Genomic DNA, 19,795 nt, shown 5'->3' with positions numbered 1-19,795 from the left:
GTGTCTGGTCCTGCGGACCTGACACCTTTTTAGTTTTACAATGCTGCTCTACCTTAATCCGCGAGGAGCAGCATGTCCCTGATTCGATTCCTGGCCGGCGCGCTGGCGCTGGCCGTCACCACGGCCGTCCACGCCCAGGCCCCGGCCACCATCCGCGTCGACTACCTCCATACCGGCAATGCGCTGTCCGACAGCTATGCGATCGAACGCGTGCTGGTCGAGCCGCTGCCTTGGCCCGGCGACCTCGCGCAGAACATCGACACCACCAACCGCGGCAACAACAAGGTCGAAGTGGTGGACGCCCAGACCGGCGACCTGCTGTACTCGCGCGGCTTCTCGACCATCTTCGGCGAGTGGCGCAGCACCGAGGAGGCCAACAAGTCCAGCCGCGGCTTCCACGAGTCGGTGCGCTTCCCGGATCAGGGCAAGCCGGTGCGCGTGCGCATCCTCAAGCGCGATGAACGCAACCAGTTTTCCGTGGTGTGGAGCGCCGACGTCGATCCGAAGGCGCCGGATGTCGTGCGCAAGCAGGCGCCGGCGCCGGCGCAGCCGATCCCGATCCGGGTCAGCGGTCCGTCGCCGCAAAAGGTCGACCTGCTGGTGCTGGGCGACGGCTACACCGCGGCCGACATGAAGAAGTTCGAGGCCGACGCGCGCCGCCTGGCCGACCACCTGTTCCAGGTCTCGCCGTTCCGCGAGCGCGCCAATGACTTCAACGTGTGGGCGATGGCGGTGCCGACGCCGGAGTCCGGCGTGACGCGGCCCTCGACCGGCGTGCACCATGCGTCGGCGCTGGGCACCCGCTACGACATCTTCGGCAGCGAGCGCTATGTGCTCACGCTCGACAACCGCGCGCTGCGCGACATCGCCCAGTACGCGCCGTACGAGTTTATCGAAATCCTGGTCAACAACGACACCTACGGCGGCGGCGGCATCTTCGGCCAGTTCAGCACCGCGGCGGCCAGCAACGACTGGGCCAACTACCTGTTCGTGCACGAATTCGGCCATCATTTCGCCGGCCTGGCCGACGAGTACTACACCTCGCCGGTGGCGTACCAGTCGAGCGGCGCGCGAATGGAACCGTGGGAGCCGAATGCGACCGCGCTGCGCGACCCGGCGAAGCTGAAATGGAAGAAGTTCGTCAAGGCGGGCACCCCGCTGCCGACGCCGTGGCCGAAAGCCGAGTACGAGGAGTACTCGCGCGCCTACCAGGCCCGCCGCGCGGCGCTGCGCAAGGAGAATCGTCCGGAATCGGCAATGAGCGCGCTGTTCCGCGAGGACCTGGAACACACCCGGGCGCTGTTCTCGAAGGCGCCGCACCAGCACCAGGTGGGCGCGTTCGAGGGGGCCAATTACGAGGCGAAGGGCTACTACCGTCCGGAGATGCAGTGCATCATGTTCGACAGAAGTGAAACTTTCTGTAACGTGTGCCAGGACGCGATCAGCACGATAATCGACCTCTACGCCCGGGCGCCGGGGCGAAAGTAGCCGATATGTGGGGGTGGCGGAGCGGAATGTTTGTGTCAACCGGAGCGTTAGGCGGGCCGTTGAGTGCATAACAGCAGGACTTGATTGTGTACGGTAGCGTACAGATCCCGTTGTTATAACGTCATATTCTGTCATCGTTCCTGAACGAAAGTTTTGGACGAGAAATGAAAGAAGACGCCGGACTGACGCCTGCGAAGGCCTGGCCCACAACGTCCCAGATGCTCCCCCACTTATCACTAAAGGATTTTCACCATGAATAAAGTACTCGCTGCCCTGATCGCCGGTCTGTTCGCTACTTCGGTGTACGCCCAGGCTCCTGCCACCGCGCCAGCCACTCCTGCCGTGGTCAAGGCGGATGCGAAGGCCGACAAGAAGGTTGTGAAGGCCGAAGCCACTGAAGCCAAGGATGTCGCGAAAGCCGACGAAAAAGCCCAGAAGGCAGCTGTGAAAGCTGAAACGAAGAAAGCCAAGGCTCACGCCAAGGCACAGAAGAAGCACGCCGAGGCAGCCGCCGACGTCGCCAAGGCAGCACCGGACGACAAGATGAAAGCCGAAGCCAAGGCCGAAGAGAAGACTGCCAAGGCCGACATGAAGGCCGAGAAGACCATGGCCAAAGCCGACGCAAAAGCCGAGAAGGCTGCTGTCGAAGCGAAGAAGGAAAAGACCATCGCTCACTCGAAGGCCACCGAAAAGAAAGTTGAAGCGGCTGCCGACGCGAAGAAAGCCGAAGCCAAGTAATCCGGGCTTCGCGGTAAAACAAAAAGGACAGCGCGAGCTGTCCTTTTTGTTTGGGGTCTGGTCCTGCGGACCTGACCCCGGTGTTGGTGCCGCACTCCGATTCGACGAAATGCTTGCTGTCGCGGCAACCCCCGGGTCAGGTCCGGCGGACCTGCCCCCTGACATCAGACGAACATCCCGCCCGACGCTTCGATGCGCTGAGCATTGATCCAGCCGCTGTTCTCACCGAGCAGGCTGGCGATCGCGCCGCCGATATCGTCCGGCAGTCCGACCCTTCCCAGCGCGGTTTGCGACGCCACGAATCCATTGAGCTGGGCGTTGTCGCGCACCGCGCCGCCGCCGAAATCGGTTTCGATGGCGCCCGGCGCGATCGCGTTGACGGCGATGCCGCGCGCGCCCAGCTCCTTCGCCATGTACTTGGTCAGCACTTCGACCGCGCCTTTCATCGACGCGTAGACCGCATAGCCAGGCAGCGCGAAGCGGGTCAGGCCAGTGGACACGTTGACGATGCGCCCGCCGTCGGCGATCAGCGGCAGCAGTTGCTGGGTCAGGAAGAACACGCCCTTGAAGTGGATGTTGAACAGCTGGTCGAACTGCGCTTCGGTGGTCTCGGCGAAGGGTGCATGGATACCGATGCCGGCGTTATTGACCAGGAAATCGAAGCGGTCGCGCTGCCACTTTGCCGCCATCAGCTGCTGCAGCTGTTGCGCGAACGCGGCAAACGAGCCGACGTCGCCGGTGTCGAGGCGCAGGGCCGCGGCACGCGCGCCGCCGGCCTCGATTTCGGTGACCACCGCATGCGCGGCTGCCTCGTTGCTGTGATATGTGAGAATGACGTCGACGCCTTGCTGCGCCAGCTTCAGTGCCGCGCTTTTGCCCAGGCCGCGGCTGCCGCCCGTGATGATTGCCAGTTTGCTTGCCATGATCGGTTTCCCCTTGGTTTGACTGCGATGGGGCCAGTTTATTGTGGATACCGGGTGAAACAAAGGTGCAATCCGCGATTACACTGTTCGTTCTACGTGAACAGTATTGGAGGCAGCATGAATCGCCTGGAAACGATGCAGATCTTTGTGCGGGTGGCGGAGCTGGCCAGCTTTACGCAGGCCGCCGACAGCCTGGGCATGTCGAAGGCGGCGGTATCGACCGCGGTTCGCCAGCTCGAGGCGGCGCTCGGCACGCGCTTGCTGCAGCGGACCACGCGCAAGGTGCACATGACGCCGGACGGCCTCACGTTTTACGAGCGGAGCAAGCACATGCTCGATGAGATGGAAGAACTCGAGACGCTGTTCCGCCAGGGCGCCGCGGAGCTGAGCGGACGCCTGCGGGTCGATATGCCGGTCGCCATGGCGCGCAATATCGTGATCCCGCAGCTGCCGGCCTTCCTCAAGGACCACCCGCGCCTGCAGGTCGAGCTCTCGAGCACCGACCGGCGGGTCGACGTGGTGAAGGAGGGATTCGACTGCATCATCCGGGTCGGCCGGCTGGACGACTCGTCGCTGATCGCCCGGCCGCTCGGGTTTTTCGGCCTGATTAACTGCGCCAGTCCCGACTACCTGGCGCGCTTCGGCACGCCGCGCAGTCCCGCCGGCCTGGCGTCGCACCGGCTGGTCGATTACGCGCCGGCGCTGGCCGGCCGGGCGGCCCGTTTCGATTACATCGAGGGCGGCGAGGAACACAGCGTCGAGGTTCCCGCGTCGATCGCAGTCAACAACAGCGACGCCTACCAGGCCGCCTGCCTGGCGGGGCTGGGCATCATCCAGGCGCCGCTGGTGGGGCTAGGGGAGCTGCTCGCGCAGGGGAAGCTTGTGTCAATCCTGGATGACTACCGCGCGCCGCCGATGCCGGTGACGCTGCTGTACCCGAACCGGCGCCACGTCGCCATGCGCGCGCAGCGCTTCATGAAGTGGATCGCCGAGATCATGGCGCCGCATGTGGATGGGGATCGGGGTCTGGTTCTGTAGCGGGAAAATGGGGACTCGGCGTCCCCGTCGCTCCGCGGGACCAGACCCCGTCCGGGCGCTTACGCCGCGTCGGAATCGGTGGTGCGCATCGCCAGCGTGACCGCCTTCACCTTCTGCACCAGCGGCTTGCCCTTGAGCGCGCGCTTGCCGAAGTGCGGCTCCAGGCCGGACGCGAACAGCTCCACCACGCGCGGCTTGGCGCCGGCCCAGGTGCCGATCACGTTCACGCCCTTCTGCGTAATCGGCTGGACCGCCAGCAGCGTCTCCTTCGGCTCGAGGTGCATCAGGATCACGCCCTTGCCGCCGTTGGTGAGCACCTTCATCTCGTCCATGCCGAACACCAGCACGCGCCCCTTCTCGGACAGGCAGGCGATCGCGCCGGCTTTTTCGGCGACCACGCGCGGCGGCAGCAGCGTCGCGCCGTCGAGGGTGAAGAAGGACTTGCCGCCCTTGAGCCGGCTGACCATGTCGCCGGCCTTGGTCAGGAAGCCGTAGCCGGCCGACGAGGCCAGCACCAGCTGGGTGTTCGCGCTGCCTGCGAAGTAGTGCAGGATGCGCGCCCCGCCCGACAGGTCGATCAGCGTTGTGACAGGCACGCCGTCGCCGCGCGCGCCCGGCAGCGCCGACACCGGCACCGAGTACACCTTGCCATTGTCGCCGAAGGCCAATAGCGTATCGACGGTGCGGCATTCGAACGCGCCGTACATCGCGTCGCCCGCCTTGAAGGTGAACTGGGCGGCGTCGTGGCCGATGCCGGTACGCGCACGCACCCAGCCTTTTTCCGACACGATCACGGTGACCGGCTCGTCGATGACCTTCTGCTCGGCCACAGCGCGCTGCGCTTCCTCGATCACGGTGCGGCGCTTGTCGCCGAACTGCTTGGCGTCGGCCTCGATCTCGCGGATGATCACGCGCTTCATGGTCGATGGGTTGTCGAGGATGTCCTGCAGCGTGGCTTTTTCCTTGCGCAGATCGGCCAGCTCCTGCTGGATCTTGATGGTTTCCAGGCGCGCCAGCTGGCGCAGGCGGATCTCGAGGATGTCCTCGGCCTGGCGGTCCGACAGGCGGAACTCGGCGATCAGCGCCGCTTTCGGCTCGTCCGAATTGCGGATGATGTGGATCACCTTGTCGATGTTCAGCAGGACCGCCTCGCGGCCTTCCAGGATGTGGATGCGGTCGTCCACCTTCGACATGCGGAACTCGGTGCGGCGCCGCACCGTGACGAAGCGGAACTCGATCCACTCCTGCAGGATATCGGTCAGGCCCTTCTGGCGCGGGCGGCCGTCGCCGCCGATCATCACCAGGTTGATCGAGTTCGACGACTCGAGCGAGGTGTGCGCCAGCAGCATGAGCATGAACTCGCCCTGGTCCTGGTTCTTCGACTTCGGCTCGAACACCAGGCGCACCGGCGCCTCGCGGCCCGATTCGTCGCGGATCGTGTCGAGCGAACCGAGGATGGTCTGCTTGAGCGTGGTCTGCTCCGGCGACAGCGCCTTCTTGCCCAGCTTGATCTTCGGGTTGGTCAGCTCTTCGATCTCTTCGAGCACCTTCTGCGACGACACGCCCGGCGGCAGTTCGGTGACCACCGCCTGCCACTGGCCGCGCGCCAGTTCCTCGATCTTCCAGCGCGCGCGCACCTTCATGCTGCCGCGGCCGGACGCGTACATCTCGGCGATCTGCGAGGCCGGCGTGATGATCTGGCCGCCGCCCGGGAAGTCCGGGCCAGGCACGATCGCCATCAGCTCGGCGTGGCTGATCTTCGGATTGCGGATCATGGCGACGGCGGCCTGCGCCACTTCGCCCAGGTTGTGCGACGGGATCTCGGTGGCCAGGCCGACCGCGATGCCCGAGGCGCCGTTCAGCAGCACCATCGGCAGGCGCGCCGGCAGCGTCTTCGGCTCGGTGGTGGAGCCATCGTAGTTCGGCTGGAAGTCCACCGTGCCCTGGTCGATCTCGTCCATCAGGATGCGCGCGATCGGCGTCAGGCGCGCCTCGGTGTAGCGCATCGCCGCGGCGCCGTCGCCGTCGCGCGAGCCGAAATTGCCCTGGCCGTCGATCAGGGGATAGCGCAGCGAGAAGTCCTGGGCCATGCGCACCAGGGCGTCGTACACCGACTGGTCGCCGTGCGGGTGGAGTTTGCCGAGCACGTCGCCGACCACGGCGGCCGACTTGCGCGGCTTGGCGGTCGGGCCCAGGCCCAGTTCATTCATCGCAAACAGGATGCGGCGCTGGACCGGCTTCTGGCCGTCGGTGACGTCGGGCAGCGCGCGGCCCTTGACCACCGAGACGGCGTAATCGAGATAGGCGCGCTCGGCGAAGGTCGACAGCGTCAGCGACTCGCCGTCGTCTTCCGGCGGCGGTGGCGGCGGCGGAGGTGGTTCGGTCGGCGGAGGAGGTGGCGCGATGTCGTCCGCTGGCGCTTCTGGGGCGTCGAAAAGAGTGGATTGTGTAGACATGGTTATTTCAAATTCAGTTCGGGAGAAAACCAGGCTCTGACCCCGCGGGGTCAGACCCCAGACCCATCAGATATCGGCTTCGGCTTCGTTGCCGTGTTCTTCGATCCAGGCGCGGCGGGCGGCCGCTTCGCCTTTCCCCATCAGCATATTGAAGCGCGCCGACGAATCGGCCTGGCTGAAGTAGCCCAGCGTGACCGGCAGCAGGCGGCGCGTATCCGGATTCATCGTGGTCTCCCACAGCTGCTCGGCGTTCATCTCGCCCAGGCCCTTGAAGCGCGAGATGCCCCAGGCGCCTTCCTTCACGCCATCCTTGCGCAGCTTGTCTTCGATCGCCACCAGTTCGCCCGCGTCGAGCGCGTACAGCTTCTGGATCGGCTTCTTGCCGCGCGCCGGCGCATCGACACGGAACAGCGGCGGGCGCGCGATGCAGATGTGGCCGTGCGCGAACAGCGCCGGGAAGTGCTTGAAGAAGAGGGTGAGCAGCAGCACCTGGATGTGCGAGCCGTCCACGTCCGCATCGGACAGGATACAGATTTTCCCGTAGCGCAGGCCCGACAGGTCCGGCGTGTCGCCGTAGCTGTGCGGGTCGACGCCGATCGCCACCGCGATGTCGTGGATCTCGTTGTTGGCGAACAGGCGGTCGCGGTCGGTCTCCCACGAATTGAGCACCTTGCCGCGCAGCGGCAGGATGGCCTGGAATTCCTTGTCGCGGCCCATCTTGGCCGAACCGCCCGCCGAGTCGCCCTCGACCAGGAAGATCTCGTTGCGCGAGATGTCCGACGATTCGCAGTCGGTCAGCTTGCCCGGCAGGACGGCCACGCCCGACGACTTCTTCTTCTCGACTTTCTGCAGGGAGCGCAGGCGCGACTGGGCCTGCTTGATCACCAGCTCGGCCAGCTTCTTGCCGTATTCGACGTGGTGGTTCAGCCACACTTCGAGCGGCGGCTTGGCGAAGGTCGAAACCAGCCGCACCGCGTCGCGCGAATTGAGGCGCTCCTTGATCTGGCCCTGGAACTGCGGGTCGAGCACCTTGGCCGACAACACGAACGACACGCGCGCGAACACGTCTTCCGGCAGCAGCTTGACGCCCTTGGGCAGCAGCGAGTGCATCTCGACGAAGTTCTTCACCGCGCCATACAGGCCGTCGCGCAGGCCCGACTCGTGGGTGCCGCCGTTCGGCGTCGGGATCAGGTTGACGTAGGACTCGCGCACCACGGCGCCTTCCTCGGTCCACGCCACCACCCAGGCCGCGCCTTCGCCTTCGGCAAAGCCGTCCGACTCGCCGTTGGCGAACTGCGCGCCTTCGAACAGCGGGATCAGGGTTTCGCCGTTCGAGGTCTGGGCCAGCATCTCGTTGAGGTAGCCGCGCAGGCCTTCATCGTACTTCCAGGTCTGGACGTCGCCGGTCTTCGCATTCGTCAGCGTGACGGTCACGCCCGGTAGCAGCACCGCCTTCGAGCGCAGCAGGCGTTGCAACTCGACCTTCGAGATCTCCGGCGAGTCGAAGTACTTCGGGTCCGGCCAGGCGGTGACGCGGGTGCCGCTCTTCTTGCCGTCGCGCGGGGCGGGGCGCGAGTTGAGCGGCTCGACCACGTCGCCGTTTTCGAACACCAGGTGGTGCAGGCCGTTGCCGTCGGGTTCCTTGCGCCACACCGTGATCTCCAGGCGCTTCGACAGCGCGTTGGTGACCGACACGCCGACGCCGTGCAGGCCGCCCGAGAACGCGTAGGCGCCGCCCGAGCCCTTGTCGAACTTGCCGCCGGCGTGCAGGCGGGTGAAGACGATCTCGACCGTCGGCACCCCTTCTTCGGGATGCAGGCCGACCGGGATGCCGCGGCCGTCGTCCTCGACCGTGATCGAGCCGTCCGTGTTCACCGTCACCGCGATGTGGTTGCAGTGGCCGCCGAGCGCCTCGTCGGAGGCGTTGTCGATCACTTCCTGGATGATGTGCAGGGGATTTTCGGTCCGGGTGTACATGCCCGGGCGCTGTTTGACGGGCTCGAGTCCCTTGAGGACCCGGATGGAGGCTTCGCTATAGTCGGATGCAGGTTTTTTGGTTGCCATACTTGGTCAAACTTGTAATTTGAATTGGGAAATGCCTGCGCATTCTATCGTGTCTGCGCGGTAACTGGATAAAAACACAGTCTTTTCCCGGCGATATTCTACGCAATTGTCGGGCGTGTTTACAATCGACCGCCACGAAATGCAGAAAATAGTTAGGATCGCGTTGCGGTCGGTTTGACGCGGAACGACCTTGTACCAGAGTGATTGTGCTTGCCAGCCGGCGCAATTATGACTAGATTCAAAGCGAGGCAGCGCCACATGGCCGCTGGCCCGCCTTCGGCGTGTCGACATGCATTCTTCTAAATTTCCGTTCGCAGTGCGCCTGATCGGTTTCGAGGCGCCAGAATGCGCCGAGATCAGCGCGGCGCTGGCGCAGGCGCCGCCGCCCGGGCCGTCGTATTTCTGCCTGCTCGAGGACAGCCTGCAGGAGCCCGACCTCTACATCGTCAATGGCGACCACCTTCCGGCCCTGGCCGCGCTGTCCGGCGCCAACCCCACCGACATCACGCCGGCCCTGCTGATCGGCTCCCCGGCTCCCGCTTTCCCCTTTCCGCAGCTGCCGCGTCCGCTGGACGGGACGCGCATGCACCAGCTGCTCGCCGGCCTGGTGCACAAGCGCGCGCAGGCGCTGGCCCAGCTGACCGCGCGCGGTCTGTCGCCGGTGGTGATCGAGCGGCGCCGCAAGCCGCGGCTGGACATCGACCTGACCGATCCGGCCCAGCATGAGCAGAAGCGCAAGGAGCCGCCGTCGGGCGCCATCCTGATCGTCGACAAGGGCGGCGCCTTCCGCGACCACGTGGCCAAGGTGTTCGGGCCGCGCCGCTGGCCGGTCGAGTGGACCGACAGCGCCGGCGCCGCGCTGCGGCTGTGCGACGAGACGGCGGTGTCGGTCCTGATGATCAACACCTCGACGCCGCAGGTCGATCCGTACCGGCTGTGCGCCGACGTCAAGGGGCTGCCGGCGGCGGCGCGCACGGCGGTGGTGTTCCTGGTCGGGCGCAGTTTTAACTACGACGCGCCGCGCGCGCGCGCGGTCGGCGTGCGCGGGCTGCTCGACAAGCCGGTGGCCGACCGGCATTTGTACTCGGCGATCAAGAAGCTGATGTCGCTGCCTTGACACATGGGGCCGACCCGCGGGTCAGACCCGTTCCACCACCACGGGGCGCCAATGACAGAACCAGAACAACCGCCGGGCCGCTTGCCGGACCGGCGCGAACCCGGCGACCTGCCGCGCTGGCAGCGTCGCGGCGACACGCCGCTGGCGCTGGCCGGGCGCGTGCTGTCGTCGCGGTTTCGCGCGCTGCGCGACCGCTTCAGCCGCGACTTCATGCGGCGCACCCTGCGCATCGGCGTGTCGGCGCGGATTTTTCATCCCGAGCCGGGCTCCACCGGGCTGCGCTCGAAGAACCTGCAGTACCTGGAAGAGTCGATTGCCCAATGGGTGATGTCGCGCGACGTGCTGGTGTTCATGGTCCCGACGGTCAACACCAACGGGCTGCTCCATCCGAGCAACATCACCTTGCGCCACTACGCTCGCCACCTCGACGGGCTGGTGCTGCAGGGCGGCGCCGACGTGTCGCCGCAGACCTATTCGGAAGTCGCCACGCGCCCGGAGTGGGGTGGCGACCGCGCGCGCGACCTGTACGAACTCGAGCTGCTGCATGAATTCGTCGATGCCGGCAAGCCGGTGCTGGGGATCTGCCGCGGCTGCCAGCTGATCAACGTGGCATTCGGCGGCACCTTGTACCAGGACGTGGTGACCAACATTCCGGAGGCGCTGGCGCACGTGAACGACGAATACGACGCGCACAAGCATGCGATCGTGTTCGCGCCGGGATCCACGCTCGGCCGCCTGTTTCCGGACCAGCGGCGGCCGGTCGTCAATTCGATCCACCACCAGGCGGTCAAGGACCTCGGGCGCGATATCGCGATCGAGGCGATGTCGGATCCGGATGGCGTGATCGAGGCGATCCGCTACCAGCGCGCCGACTTCGTCATGGGGCTGCAGTGGCATCCCGAGTTCCACCGCGCCGGCGGGCGCGAACTGCTCGATTGCACGCCGATCCTCGACGAGTTCCTGCGCGCCGCGCGCGAGACGCGATTTTGAATTGGGGTCAGGTCCGCAGGACCAGACCCCGCCTGCGCTGGCCCGGGGTCTGGTCCTGCGGACCTGACCCCATCTTCATTCAGCCGCGGAAAACGCGGATCGCCTCGTCCACCACACCTTCGCATCCGCCGTGCCGCCCGAATTGCTGGCGCAGGAAGTTGGCGTCGCTGGCGCCGTTGGCCACGTCGCGCAAGTGGGCGAGGGCGGAAGACCCGCCCAGCGACTCCGCGTGCGGCTCCATCGCCTCGAGCGTTTGCAGGATGTCCTCGCGCAGCGCCACCGTCTGGTAAGTCTTCGGATGCGTCACGGCGCCGTCGAGCCCGAAGCGGCAGGCCTGGAAGCGGTTGTAGTTATAGACCAGGTAGTCGTCCTCGCACGGCGCGGCTTCGCGCCGCTCCAGCAGGTGCCGGCACAGCGCCTGCAAGTATCCCGCCAGCGCAGCCGCCCGTTCCACCGTCAGCGGCGTGTCGCATACGCGCAGCTCGATGGTGCCGTACTCGGGCTTGGGCCGGATGTCCCAGTAAAAGTCCTTCATGCTCCTGATGATGCCGGTCGCTTCCATCTTGGCGTAATAGACGTTGGCGAAGTCGTCCCAGCGCAGGCAGAACGGCGCCCGCCCGCTCATCGGAAACGCAAACACGGAATTGAGCCGCGCCGATTCGAACAGGGTGTCGCGCCCCTGCACGAACGGCGACGACGCCGACAGCGCGATGAAGTGCGGCACGTAGCGCGACAGCGAATGGAGCAGGAACAGCGCGTCGTCGCCCGAGCTGCAGCCGATGTGCACGTGCTGGCCGAAGATGGTGAACTGCTTGGCCAGGTAGCCATACAGCACCGACAGCTCCTGGAAGCGCTGCTTCGGATAGATCTTCTGCTCGGACCAATGCTGGAACGGGTGCGTGCCGCCGCCGCAGATGCCGATATTGAGCTTGTCGGCCGCCGCCACCAGCGTGTCGCGGATCGCGCGCAGTTCGGCCAGCAGCGGCTTGTGGTGGGTCTGCACGCTCGAATTAATCTCGATCATGCTCTCGGTGATCTCCGGCGTGACGTTGCCGGGGAAGGGCTTCTGCGCCAGCAGGTGCAGTAGGTCCGGACTGGCCGGCGTCAGGTCGAAGTCGGACAGGCTGACCAGCTGCAGTTCGAGTTCGACGCCGAAGGTCAGCGCATTCGATTTGGCGAACGGTTCAAGCGCCATGCTGACCCTCCGGAGTTTCGCGCGCCCACACCAGGGCGCGCTGCAGGATGACCGGCGCGCCAAGTTCAAGCAGCAGGCTGACCGCCGCCATCGCCTGCGCGGCCGCCGGCAGCGCCACGCCGCTCACGCGCGCGTGTTCGAGCACGAGGATGATGAAGATCGACAGCGGCGCCAGTCCCAGCCCGGTCAGCGCGCCTTTGCGCCACGAGATGCCGGACAGCGGCGAGAACAGCGCCACGCCCGCGGTCTTGGTCACCAGGCGCACCGCCACCATCGCCAGCGACGGAACGAGGCCGGCGGTGACGATGCGCCAGTCGAGCATGGAGGCGCAATACACGTACAGCAGCACGGTGAGCAGGTCGCCAAGGGCGCCGAAGCTGCGCTGAGCCTGGCCGTAGGCGACGCGGCGGTGGCGCGCGGTCAGGCCGAAGGCCAGCGCGGCGACGACCGGGGAAAGGCGGAAGGTGTAGGTCACCGAGACGAGCAGGATCACCGACAGCGCGAAAGCGACCGTGGCGTCCTGCGCCAGGTTGCCGAGCGCGCGCAGCAGGGCGGAGACGGCGACGCCGGCAAAGGCGCCGGCCAGGCCCGAGACTACCAGCGAGCGGAAGCTGAGCCACGCGGCTTCGCCCAGGTCTTCGGTGCTGCGGAACATCCAGTAGCCGACCACCAGGTTAAAGGCGAAGACGGCCAGCACGCAGTTCACCGCGGCCAGGTGCATCACGCGCTCGGTCACCTGCCCGGAGGCGCGCTGCTCGTTGACGACGCGCACCACCGTAGCCGGCGAGGTGGCCATCGCCAGGGCCGCGAGCATCAGCGCGGTGGTCGGCTCGGTGCCGAAGGCCAGGGCGATCCATCGCACTCCGGCGAAGGTGGCGCCCGCTTCGACCAGGCTGGCCACGCCAAGCCACGGATTGGTGCGGAACCAGCGCAGGTTGATGCGGTAGCCCAGTTCGAACAGCATCAGGCCGAAGGCGATATCGGCCGCCACCAGCGCGGCGCCGCCGTTCGGCACGGGCAGGATGCCGACCTGGCCACTGGCCAGCGCGAAGCCGACCAGGCCGTAGAAGGTGACGCGCGGCAGGCCGGTGAAGTGCTGGCCGAATTCGCCGGCCAGCCAGGCCAGAGCGATGGCTACTGGCCAGGCGAGGCTGGTCAGGATCGACAGCAGGTCGGGCATGGGGTGTCCTGTGCGAGTCGGTGATGGCCGATTCTACAAGACGGTGGAGGAGGACGTGGCACGTTACCAGAACGCCAACGTATCGAATGTCGTGCCTGCGAAGGCAGGCACCCATGCTGAATATGATGCGCCGAGTCGCAGGCTCAGCATGGGGGAAACGCATGCGTTTCCGCCTGCGCTGGTGCGACGGTCTTACTTGCTCAGCAGGCGCATGCCCCGCTCGAGGCCGTCGATGGTCAAGGGGAACATGCGGTTGTTCATGATCTGCTTGATGACCGAGATCGACTGCCTGTACTGCCACACGCCCTCCGGCTCCGGATTGAGCCAGATGAATTTCGGGAAGGCGTTGCAGAAGCGCGCCAGCCACTCGGCGCCGGCTTCCTCGTTGTTGTACTCGACCGACCCGCCCGGCGCCAGCACCTCGTACGGGCTCATGGTCGCGTCGCCGACGAAAATCAGCTTGGTGTCCGGCGGGTACTTGCGCAGGATATCCCAGGTCGGGAAGCGCTCGGCGTTGCGGCGCCGGTTGTTCTTCCACAGGTAGTCATAGACGCAGTTGTGGAAGTAGAAGAACTCCATGTTCTTGAATTCCGTCTTCGCCGCCGAGAACAGCTCCTCGGTGCGCTCGATATGGTCGTCCATGCTGCCGCCCACGTCGAGAAGCATCAGCACCTTGATCTTGTTCTTGCGCTCGGGCTGCATCTTGATGTCGAGCCAGCCGGCATTGCTTGCGGTGGCGCGGATGGTCGCGTCCAGCGCCAGTTCTTCCTCGGCGCCTTCGCGCGCGAACTTGCGCAGCCGCCGCAGCGCGACCTTGATGTTGCGCGTGCCCAGTTCGCGCTCGGCGTCGTAGTCCTTGTAGGCGCGCTGCTCCCACACCTTGACCGCGGTGCGGTTGCGCCCGGCGCCGCCGATTCGGATGCCTTCCGGGTTGGTGCCGCCATTGCCGAACGGCGAAGTGCCGCCGGTGCCGATCCATTTGCCGCCGCCTTCGTGGCGCTCCTTCTGCTCCTTCAGCAACTGGTTGAGCCGGTCCATCAGCTTGTCGTAGCCGAATTTCTCCAGCGCGGCCCTTTGCTCGGGCGTCAGCTCGCGCTCCATGCGCTTGAGCAGCCAGTCGAGCGGGATCGCGCTGTTGGCTTCGAAGGCGCCGTTCATGCCCTTGAAGTACTGTGCGAACGCGCGGTCGAATTTGTCGAAGTGGGCCTCGTCCTTGACCAGCGCGAGGCGCGAAAGGAAGTAGAACTCGTCGAGCGACTGCCCGGCGAGGTCCTTTTCCATCGCTTCGAGCAAGGTCAGGAACTCCTTGATCGTGACCGGGATCTTGGCGTCCTTCAGCGTGAAGAAGAAATCGATCAGCATGATGTGCCGTGCTTCTGCAGTCGGTAGGCCAGCTGGGCGCGCACTTCCGGCCACTCGCCGCGCACGATGCTGTACATGACGGTGTCGCGCACGGTGCCGTCGCGGCGCGGATGGTGGTGGCGGATCACGCCGTCCTTCTTCGCCCCGAGCCGCTCGATCGCCGCCTGCGAGGCGTAGTTGAAGTTATCGGTGCGCAGGCCGACCACCGCGCAGCCGAGCGTGTCGAAGGCGTGCGCCAGCAGCAGCATCTTGCAGGTGCTGTTGACGTGGCTGCGCTGGCGGCTTTTCGCATACCAGGTCCAGCCGATTTCGACCCGGTCCACGGCCGGCACGATGTCGTGGTAGCTGGTAGTGCCGATGACGGTGTCGCCTTCGAGCACGGCGAACGCGCGCCGGCCCGGCATGTCGAGCGCCGCGCCGATGTAGGCCTCCACCTGGTCCGGCTCGGGCACCGAGGTCACGCGCAGCTTCCACAGTTCGCCGTCGCGGGCGGCGGCGCGCAGGCCGTCGGCGTGATGCGGCGCCAGCGGTTCGAGCCGCACGCCGTTCGCTTCGAGGGTGACGGGATCGACCTGGATCATGGCGTCAGCGGTTGGTGCGCGACATGTAGACCAGGCGCTCGAACAGGTGCACGTCCTGCTCATTCTTGAGCAGCGCGCCGTGCAGCGGCGGCACCACTGCCTTGGTGTCCTTGCTGCGCAGCGCTTCCGGGCCGATGTCTTCGGCCAGCAGCAATTTCAGCCAGTCGAGGAATTCCGAGGTCGACGGCTTCTTCTTCAGGCCGGGCACGTCGCGCACTTCGTAGAAGCTTTGCAGCGCCTGCGCCAGCAGGTCCTGCTTCAGGCTCGGATAGTGGACCTTGACGATCGCCTCCATCGTGTCCTTGTCCGGGAATTTGATGTAGTGGAAGAAGCAGCGGCGGAGAAAAGCGTCCGGCAGCTCCTTCTCGTTGTTGGAGGTGATGATCACCAGCGGCCGGTGTTTGGCGACGACCATCTCGCGCGTCTCGTAGACGTAGAACTCCATGCGATCGAGTTCGCGCAGCAGGTCGTTGGGGAACTCGATGTCGGCCTTGTCGATTTCGTCGATCAGCAGCACCACCGGCTCGGGGGCGGTGAAGGCCTGCCACAGCACGCCCTTGACGATGTAGTTGTGGATGTCGCGCACGCGCTCGTCGCCCAGCTGCGAGTCGCGCAGGCGCGAGACGGCGTCGTATTCGTACAGGCCCTGCTGCGCCTTGGTGGTGGACTTGATGTGCCACTGCATCAGCGGCATGCCCAGCGCGTCGGCCACTTCCTCGGCCAGCATGGTCTTGCCGGTGCCCGGTTCGCCCTTGATCAGCAGGGGGCGCTGCAGGGTCAGGGCGGCGTTGACCGCCAGTTTCAGGTCGCTGGTGGCGACATAGGTGTCGGTGCCTTCGAAACGCGGCGGCGGTGAATGATGAGCGTGCATGGAGTCGGTGCCGAAAATGATGGAAATTGGATCGAGTATAAGCCAAGCGGCGATTGTGGACTGCCTGACGGTCTTCAGTTAGAATCGCGTGCTGGTAGACTAAATTGTAACTTTTGCGCTAGCACCCGATTACTCTTTACCTTTGCAACCTATGAAAAAAATCTTCGCACTTCTCGTGCTCGCCGGCGTTGCTCATGTCGCCGCCGCGGCAGACATCGTCGGAAATCCCAAGGCTGCAGCTGCCAAGGTAGAAATGTGTATCGGCTGCCACGGCATCCCTGAATACAAGGCCTCGTTCCCGGAAGTGTATCGGGTGCCGATGATCGGCGGCCAGTCGGCCAAGTACATCGAGAGTGCGCTCAACGCGTACAAGAAGGGCGAGCGCAAGCATCCGTCCATGCGCGGCATCGCCGCCGGCCTGTCCGACCAGGACATCGCCGACGTCGCTGCGTACTATTCGCAGACCACGCATAAATAAGGACACGCCCATGAAAAAAATGATTATTGCGCTGGCTGCGGCCGTGGTCTCGTTCAACGCTGCCGCGGGCGGCAACATCGCCAGCGGCGAAGCTCTGGTCAAGAAGTACAGCTGCGCGGCCTGCCACGGCGCGGACTTCAACAAGCCGGTCGATCCAAGCTATCCGAAGCTGGCTGGCCAGCATCCCGACTACCTCGCGCACGCGCTGACCGCTTACAAGCGCGGCGACGGCGCCAACGGCCGCAGCAACCCGATCATGGGCGGCCAAGTCAAGCCACTGTCGAACAAGGACATCGTCGATATCGCCGCCTACCTGGGCAGCCTGCCGTCCACGCTGGCGACTGGCCACCGCTGATTCGCCGACGCTGAAATACAAAGGGGGTCAGGTCCGATGGACCTGACCCCGTTTTTGTATGTGGCGTCTAATATGGCCGGACGGCGTCCAGGCCGCGGTCCAACTTCGGGGTCAGGCCCGGCGGACCTGACCCCAAAACTTTACCGCGCCGCGCGCTTGCGCACGCATTCGACGTACGCCTCGGCGTCCGGCGGCACGCCGTTGCGCTGCGAATTCCAGATCATCTCGCCCAGGCACTCCATGATCTGGTGGTGCGCGTCGTGCTGGCCGAGGCGGGCGGTAAGCGCATTGATGGCGTCGCGAATGCCGCGCGGCTGGTCCACCGACGCCTGTTCGGAAATCGACAGGTGCATCGACAGGTGCAGAAAAGGGTTGGTCTGGCCGCCTTCGACCGAGTAGTCGCGCGCCAGCGCCGCGTCGGCGTCACTCAGCGTGTCGGCGTATTCGGGATGCAGTGCAATCCAGTCGCCGGCGATTCCCTCCATCGGGCTGAGGATCTCGCCGGCCCGCTGCTTGCGGAAGGTTTCGCAGAAAAAGCGGCGGACGTCGTCGGAGGAGGGTGCGAACATGGGAAAAGGCGGTCAAGGCATGGCAGGACCGCCATTGTAGCAAGTGCTCAGATGTTCGGCGCGGGGCGGCCGCATTCGGCGCGCCAGGCATCGGCCAGCGTTTTGGCTTTGTCCTTGTCGCCCTGCGCACCCGCCAGTTCGGATACCAGGAGTTTTGCGTCGCAGGTGAAGAACCTGGTGTTCGCCTGCTTCTTGCCGGCCAGCGCGACCAGCTGGGCGGCGTCGATGCGGCCGAGATAAAAATCGGCTACCGGCGCCGGCCAGTTGCGCTGCTTGTCGTCCGCGAAGTGCGCCGCGAGGTCGCGCGCCGCCCCGGCGCTGTCGCCGCCCTGCAGCTGCGCCAGGAACAGGAACAGCGCGGCGCGGTGCTCGTCGGGATGCTTGCTGAGCACATTGCGGAACAGCGCGGCCGATTCGGCCGATTTCCCGGAATGCAGCATCCACGTGCCAACCTGGTATGCAGCGCGCGGATGGCCCTGGTGCGCCGCCTTGTCCATCCAGACCGCTGCTGCCGCCGCGTCATGCGCCGCGCCGCTGCCCGCCAGGTACTTGGTGGCGAGCGCGTACTGCGCGTTCGGATTACCCTGGTCGGCCTCTTTCTGCAGCCAAGGCTCGATCGCCACCGAGTCGCGCGAGAAGATGTCGCCGCCGAGGTAGGAAATGTAGAGGCGCCGCTGGTCCATCGCGAACAGCACCCGGTGCGAGCGCAGGAAATCGACGCCCAGCAGCAAGTCGGCGTCCTGGCGGCCGGTGTTCGGATCGGCGGAAATGTTCAGTTCGGCGTCGCGGATGACTTCGCCGCCGATCGACAGGGTCTTGAACACGGTGCGCCACTGCGCCAGCGTTTCGGAACCGATGCCGCTCGCGCCGGGTACCTTGACGACGCCGGCCGAGTCGGTATTCACCCCCGCCTTGCGCGCGCCGCCGATGAACACGAAGCTCCTGGAGGCGCCGCTGTCGATGATGGCGTTGAGTTTGACGCCGTTCAGTTCCACCGTGAAGGTCGGATTGCGGCTTTCGAAGAAGGTGCCGGTGAACGGCACCTCGACCGCGTCGCCCCAGTACGCGAGGTAGCTGTCGCCGCTGCAGTTGGTCGGACGGAAGAAGCGCACAGCCTTTTCGGCGAGCGAAATCTCCACGTCGGCCTGGAACAGGAAATCGGCGCCGACGAGGGCGTCGAACTCCGGCGTCATGCCCGTTTCGCCGATCACTTCGAAGTAGCGTTTGCCGGTATGGGTCGGCCCCACCTGAAAATCGTCGACGCGGGCGCTGTAGAGGCGGGTTTCGCCGCCGACGCCCTTGACGATATTGCCGGTGGCGCGCTGGCGCAGATCCAGCCGCTCGGCGAGCTGGTTGGTCAGCCAGGTCTTGTTCGATCCCGTATCGACCATCATCGGCGCGGGCTTGCCGTTGATGAAGCCGTCGACGGCAGGATGGAACCATTCGCCAAGATAGCGCAGCGGCAGCTGGCCGATCTGGACGTATTGGCAGGCGGCCTTGTCGGCGGCGAAGGTGTTGGAGGAAAGGAGGGCGGAGAGGGCAAGCGCCAGGGCGCCGCGCAGGAATGATGTAGGCATGCAAGATTCTAACGCAAGGATTTGCGTAAAAATCAAGGTTGCCACAAAAAAAGATAGCGCCGGGGTCTGGTCCTGCGGACCTGACCCCATCTTGTGGCGTGTGCACAGCGAATGGGGGCAGGTCCGCAGGACCAGACCCCTGAGCCGCGCTATTCCTTGTGCGGCGCCAGCACCAGTTGCGACTCCGCCGTGCGCGCCGGTTCGGCCGGCGCCGGCTGGCGTGGCGCGTGCGGCTGGCGCAGGTAGCGCGCGGTATGGCGCCGCTCGTGCGTGTGCCCGCCGTTGGCCGGCCAGGTCAGGAAGCGCGACAGTTCCTGCAGGGCGCGCTGGTACACGTCCCGCTTGAACTCGATCACCACGTCCAGCGGCACCCAGTAGTCGTGCCAGCGCCAGGCGTCGAACTCGGGATGGTCGGTCAGGCGCAGGTTGACGTCGTTGTCGCGCGCGACCATGCGCAGCAGGAACCAGATCTGCTTCTGCCCACGGTAATGCCCGCGGATTTCACGCTTGATGAAATGATCGGGCACCTCATAGCGCAGCCAGTCGCGGGTGCGCCCCACGATCTTGACGTGCTCCTGGCGCAAGCCGATTTCTTCCTCGAGCTCGCGGTACATCGCTTGTTCCGGCGTCTCTCCATACTTGATGCCCCCTTGCGGGAACTGCCACGAGTGCTCGCGCACCCGTTTCCCCCACCACACCTCGTTCTGGGCGTTCAGCAGGATGATGCCGACGTTGGGCCGAAACCCTTCACGGTCGAGCATGATTCACCTCGAAACTTTCTGCCAGCGCGTGCTTCTTCTGTTTTTACCTACA

Annotated in this window: 18 protein-coding genes; 7 read left to right on the top strand and 11 right to left on the bottom strand. The window is 65.5% G+C overall.

What is annotated here, in order from left to right; genetic code table 11:
- Window positions 1-72 precede the first annotated feature (72 nt).
- Window positions 73-1,488: an IgA Peptidase M64 gene (locus Q4S45_RS17230; protein ID WP_305506363.1), complete on the top strand. Its 1,416-nt coding sequence runs from the start codon at window positions 73-75 to the stop codon at window positions 1,486-1,488.
- Between the two features lie 252 nt (window positions 1,489-1,740).
- Window positions 1,741-2,226 (top strand): hypothetical protein, encoded by a 486-nt coding sequence (locus Q4S45_RS17225; RefSeq protein ID WP_305506361.1) that lies wholly within the window; start codon window positions 1,741-1,743, stop codon window positions 2,224-2,226.
- 164 nt (window positions 2,227-2,390) lie between these two features.
- Here Q4S45_RS17225 and Q4S45_RS17220 read toward each other — a convergent pair whose 3' ends face one another.
- Window positions 2,391-3,149: an SDR family oxidoreductase gene (locus tag Q4S45_RS17220; protein ID WP_305506359.1), complete on the bottom strand. Its 759-nt coding sequence runs from the start codon at window positions 3,147-3,149 to the stop codon at window positions 2,391-2,393.
- 117 nt (window positions 3,150-3,266) lie between these two features.
- Between Q4S45_RS17220 and Q4S45_RS17215 the strand changes: the two genes are divergently transcribed.
- On the top strand, window positions 3,267-4,187 hold the full coding sequence (locus tag Q4S45_RS17215) for a LysR family transcriptional regulator (protein WP_305506357.1): 921 nt from the start codon (window positions 3,267-3,269) through the stop codon (window positions 4,185-4,187).
- A gap of 59 nt (window positions 4,188-4,246) precedes the next feature.
- On the opposite strand, the gene parC is transcribed toward Q4S45_RS17215, so the two are convergent.
- Both parC and Q4S45_RS17205 read right to left on the bottom strand, forming a co-directional pair.
- Window positions 4,247-6,643 (bottom strand): DNA topoisomerase IV subunit A, encoded by a 2,397-nt coding sequence (gene parC, locus Q4S45_RS17210; protein WP_305506355.1) that lies wholly within the window; start codon window positions 6,641-6,643, stop codon window positions 4,247-4,249.
- Window positions 6,644-6,709: 66 nt separating this feature from the next.
- Complete coding sequence (locus Q4S45_RS17205) at window positions 6,710-8,707, bottom strand: DNA topoisomerase IV subunit B (RefSeq protein WP_305506354.1); 1,998 nt, start codon at window positions 8,705-8,707, stop codon at window positions 6,710-6,712.
- 289 nt (window positions 8,708-8,996) lie between these two features.
- Here Q4S45_RS17205 and Q4S45_RS17200 point away from each other — a divergent pair, with 289 nt between their 5' ends.
- Both Q4S45_RS17200 and Q4S45_RS17195 read left to right on the top strand, forming a co-directional pair.
- Complete coding sequence (locus tag Q4S45_RS17200) at window positions 8,997-9,824, top strand: two-component system response regulator (protein WP_305506353.1); 828 nt, start codon at window positions 8,997-8,999, stop codon at window positions 9,822-9,824.
- 51 nt (window positions 9,825-9,875) lie between these two features.
- Complete coding sequence (locus Q4S45_RS17195) at window positions 9,876-10,814, top strand: gamma-glutamyl-gamma-aminobutyrate hydrolase family protein (RefSeq protein ID WP_305506351.1); 939 nt, start codon at window positions 9,876-9,878, stop codon at window positions 10,812-10,814.
- Between the two features lie 79 nt (window positions 10,815-10,893).
- On the opposite strand, the gene Q4S45_RS17190 is transcribed toward Q4S45_RS17195, so the two are convergent.
- The 5 genes from Q4S45_RS17190 to Q4S45_RS17170 all read right to left on the bottom strand — a co-directional run bounded on the left by Q4S45_RS17190 (window position 10,894) and on the right by Q4S45_RS17170 (window position 16,003).
- Window positions 10,894-12,009, bottom strand: a complete 1,116-nt coding sequence (locus Q4S45_RS17190; RefSeq protein ID WP_305506349.1) for a YbdK family carboxylate-amine ligase — start codon at window positions 12,007-12,009, stop codon at window positions 10,894-10,896.
- A complete protein-coding gene (locus tag Q4S45_RS17185) occupies window positions 11,999-13,189 on the bottom strand; it encodes a cation:proton antiporter (RefSeq protein ID WP_305506347.1) in 1,191 nt (396 codons plus the stop codon). Before Q4S45_RS17185 ends, Q4S45_RS17190 begins: the two co-directional genes overlap by 11 nt.
- 192 nt (window positions 13,190-13,381) lie before the next feature.
- Window positions 13,382-14,551, bottom strand: a complete 1,170-nt coding sequence (locus tag Q4S45_RS17180) for a VWA domain-containing protein (RefSeq protein WP_305506345.1) — start codon at window positions 14,549-14,551, stop codon at window positions 13,382-13,384.
- The gene (locus Q4S45_RS17175) at window positions 14,545-15,132 is read right to left on the bottom strand and encodes a GNAT family N-acetyltransferase (protein ID WP_305506343.1); all 588 of its coding nucleotides are present in this window, start codon (window positions 15,130-15,132) and stop codon (window positions 14,545-14,547) included. The genes Q4S45_RS17180 and Q4S45_RS17175 overlap by 7 nt, the downstream gene beginning before the upstream one ends.
- Window positions 15,133-15,136: 4 nt before the next feature.
- Window positions 15,137-16,003, bottom strand: a complete 867-nt coding sequence (locus Q4S45_RS17170) for a MoxR family ATPase (RefSeq protein ID WP_305506336.1) — start codon at window positions 16,001-16,003, stop codon at window positions 15,137-15,139.
- Window positions 16,004-16,154: 151 nt separating this feature from the next.
- Between Q4S45_RS17170 and Q4S45_RS17165 the strand changes: the two genes are divergently transcribed.
- Window positions 16,155-16,481: a cytochrome c gene (locus Q4S45_RS17165; protein ID WP_305506334.1), complete on the top strand. Its 327-nt coding sequence runs from the start codon at window positions 16,155-16,157 to the stop codon at window positions 16,479-16,481.
- Window positions 16,482-16,491: 10 nt separating this feature from the next.
- Window positions 16,492-16,836 carry a cytochrome c gene (locus tag Q4S45_RS17160; RefSeq protein ID WP_305506332.1) on the top strand — a complete coding sequence of 115 codons (345 nt, stop codon included), beginning with the start codon at window positions 16,492-16,494 and terminating at the stop codon, window positions 16,834-16,836.
- A gap of 140 nt (window positions 16,837-16,976) precedes the next feature.
- Here the strand turns inward: Q4S45_RS17160 and Q4S45_RS17155 are convergent, their stop codons facing one another.
- From Q4S45_RS17155 to Q4S45_RS17145, 3 genes are all read right to left on the bottom strand, one after another.
- Window positions 16,977-17,405, bottom strand: coding sequence for a DUF1841 family protein (locus Q4S45_RS17155; RefSeq protein ID WP_305506329.1), 429 nt, complete (start codon window positions 17,403-17,405; stop codon window positions 16,977-16,979).
- Between the two features lie 47 nt (window positions 17,406-17,452).
- Window positions 17,453-18,982: an aspartyl protease family protein gene (locus Q4S45_RS17150; protein WP_305506327.1), complete on the bottom strand. Its 1,530-nt coding sequence runs from the start codon at window positions 18,980-18,982 to the stop codon at window positions 17,453-17,455.
- Window positions 18,983-19,131: 149 nt separating this feature from the next.
- Window positions 19,132-19,743 (bottom strand): RNA pyrophosphohydrolase, encoded by a 612-nt coding sequence (locus tag Q4S45_RS17145; RefSeq protein ID WP_305506325.1) that lies wholly within the window; start codon window positions 19,741-19,743, stop codon window positions 19,132-19,134.
- Window positions 19,744-19,795: the final 52 nt, after the last annotated feature.

This window comes from Massilia sp. R2A-15 (genome assembly GCF_030704305.1).
Classification (GTDB): domain Bacteria; phylum Pseudomonadota; class Gammaproteobacteria; order Burkholderiales; family Burkholderiaceae_D; genus JAFCUW01.
The sequence above is the reverse complement of the archived record's forward strand: the minus strand, read 5'-3'. Positions and strand labels throughout refer to the sequence as shown.

Coding starts and splice junctions, on each gene's coding strand:
- Q4S45_RS17230 (WP_305506363.1), top strand. CDS start 73: ATGTCCCTGATTCGATTCCTGGCCGGCGCGCTGGCGCTGGCCGTCACC.
- Q4S45_RS17225 (WP_305506361.1), top strand. CDS start 1,741: ATGAATAAAGTACTCGCTGCCCTGATCGCCGGTCTGTTCGCTACTTCG.
- Q4S45_RS17220 (WP_305506359.1), bottom strand. CDS start 3,149: ATGGCAAGCAAACTGGCAATCATCACGGGCGGCAGCCGCGGCCTGGGC.
- Q4S45_RS17215 (WP_305506357.1), top strand. CDS start 3,267: ATGAATCGCCTGGAAACGATGCAGATCTTTGTGCGGGTGGCGGAGCTG.
- parC (WP_305506355.1), bottom strand. CDS start 6,643: ATGTCTACACAATCCACTCTTTTCGACGCCCCAGAAGCGCCAGCGGAC.
- Q4S45_RS17205 (WP_305506354.1), bottom strand. CDS start 8,707: ATGGCAACCAAAAAACCTGCATCCGACTATAGCGAAGCCTCCATCCGG.
- Q4S45_RS17200 (WP_305506353.1), top strand. CDS start 8,997: ATGCATTCTTCTAAATTTCCGTTCGCAGTGCGCCTGATCGGTTTCGAG.
- Q4S45_RS17195 (WP_305506351.1), top strand. CDS start 9,876: ATGACAGAACCAGAACAACCGCCGGGCCGCTTGCCGGACCGGCGCGAA.
- Q4S45_RS17190 (WP_305506349.1), bottom strand. CDS start 12,009: ATGGCGCTTGAACCGTTCGCCAAATCGAATGCGCTGACCTTCGGCGTC.
- Q4S45_RS17185 (WP_305506347.1), bottom strand. CDS start 13,189: ATGCCCGACCTGCTGTCGATCCTGACCAGCCTCGCCTGGCCAGTAGCC.
- Q4S45_RS17180 (WP_305506345.1), bottom strand. CDS start 14,551: ATGCTGATCGATTTCTTCTTCACGCTGAAGGACGCCAAGATCCCGGTC.
- Q4S45_RS17175 (WP_305506343.1), bottom strand. CDS start 15,132: ATGATCCAGGTCGATCCCGTCACCCTCGAAGCGAACGGCGTGCGGCTC.
- Q4S45_RS17170 (WP_305506336.1), bottom strand. CDS start 16,003: ATGCACGCTCATCATTCACCGCCGCCGCGTTTCGAAGGCACCGACACC.
- Q4S45_RS17165 (WP_305506334.1), top strand. CDS start 16,155: ATGAAAAAAATCTTCGCACTTCTCGTGCTCGCCGGCGTTGCTCATGTC.
- Q4S45_RS17160 (WP_305506332.1), top strand. CDS start 16,492: ATGAAAAAAATGATTATTGCGCTGGCTGCGGCCGTGGTCTCGTTCAAC.
- Q4S45_RS17155 (WP_305506329.1), bottom strand. CDS start 17,405: ATGTTCGCACCCTCCTCCGACGACGTCCGCCGCTTTTTCTGCGAAACC.
- Q4S45_RS17150 (WP_305506327.1), bottom strand. CDS start 18,982: ATGCCTACATCATTCCTGCGCGGCGCCCTGGCGCTTGCCCTCTCCGCC.
- Q4S45_RS17145 (WP_305506325.1), bottom strand. CDS start 19,743: ATGCTCGACCGTGAAGGGTTTCGGCCCAACGTCGGCATCATCCTGCTG.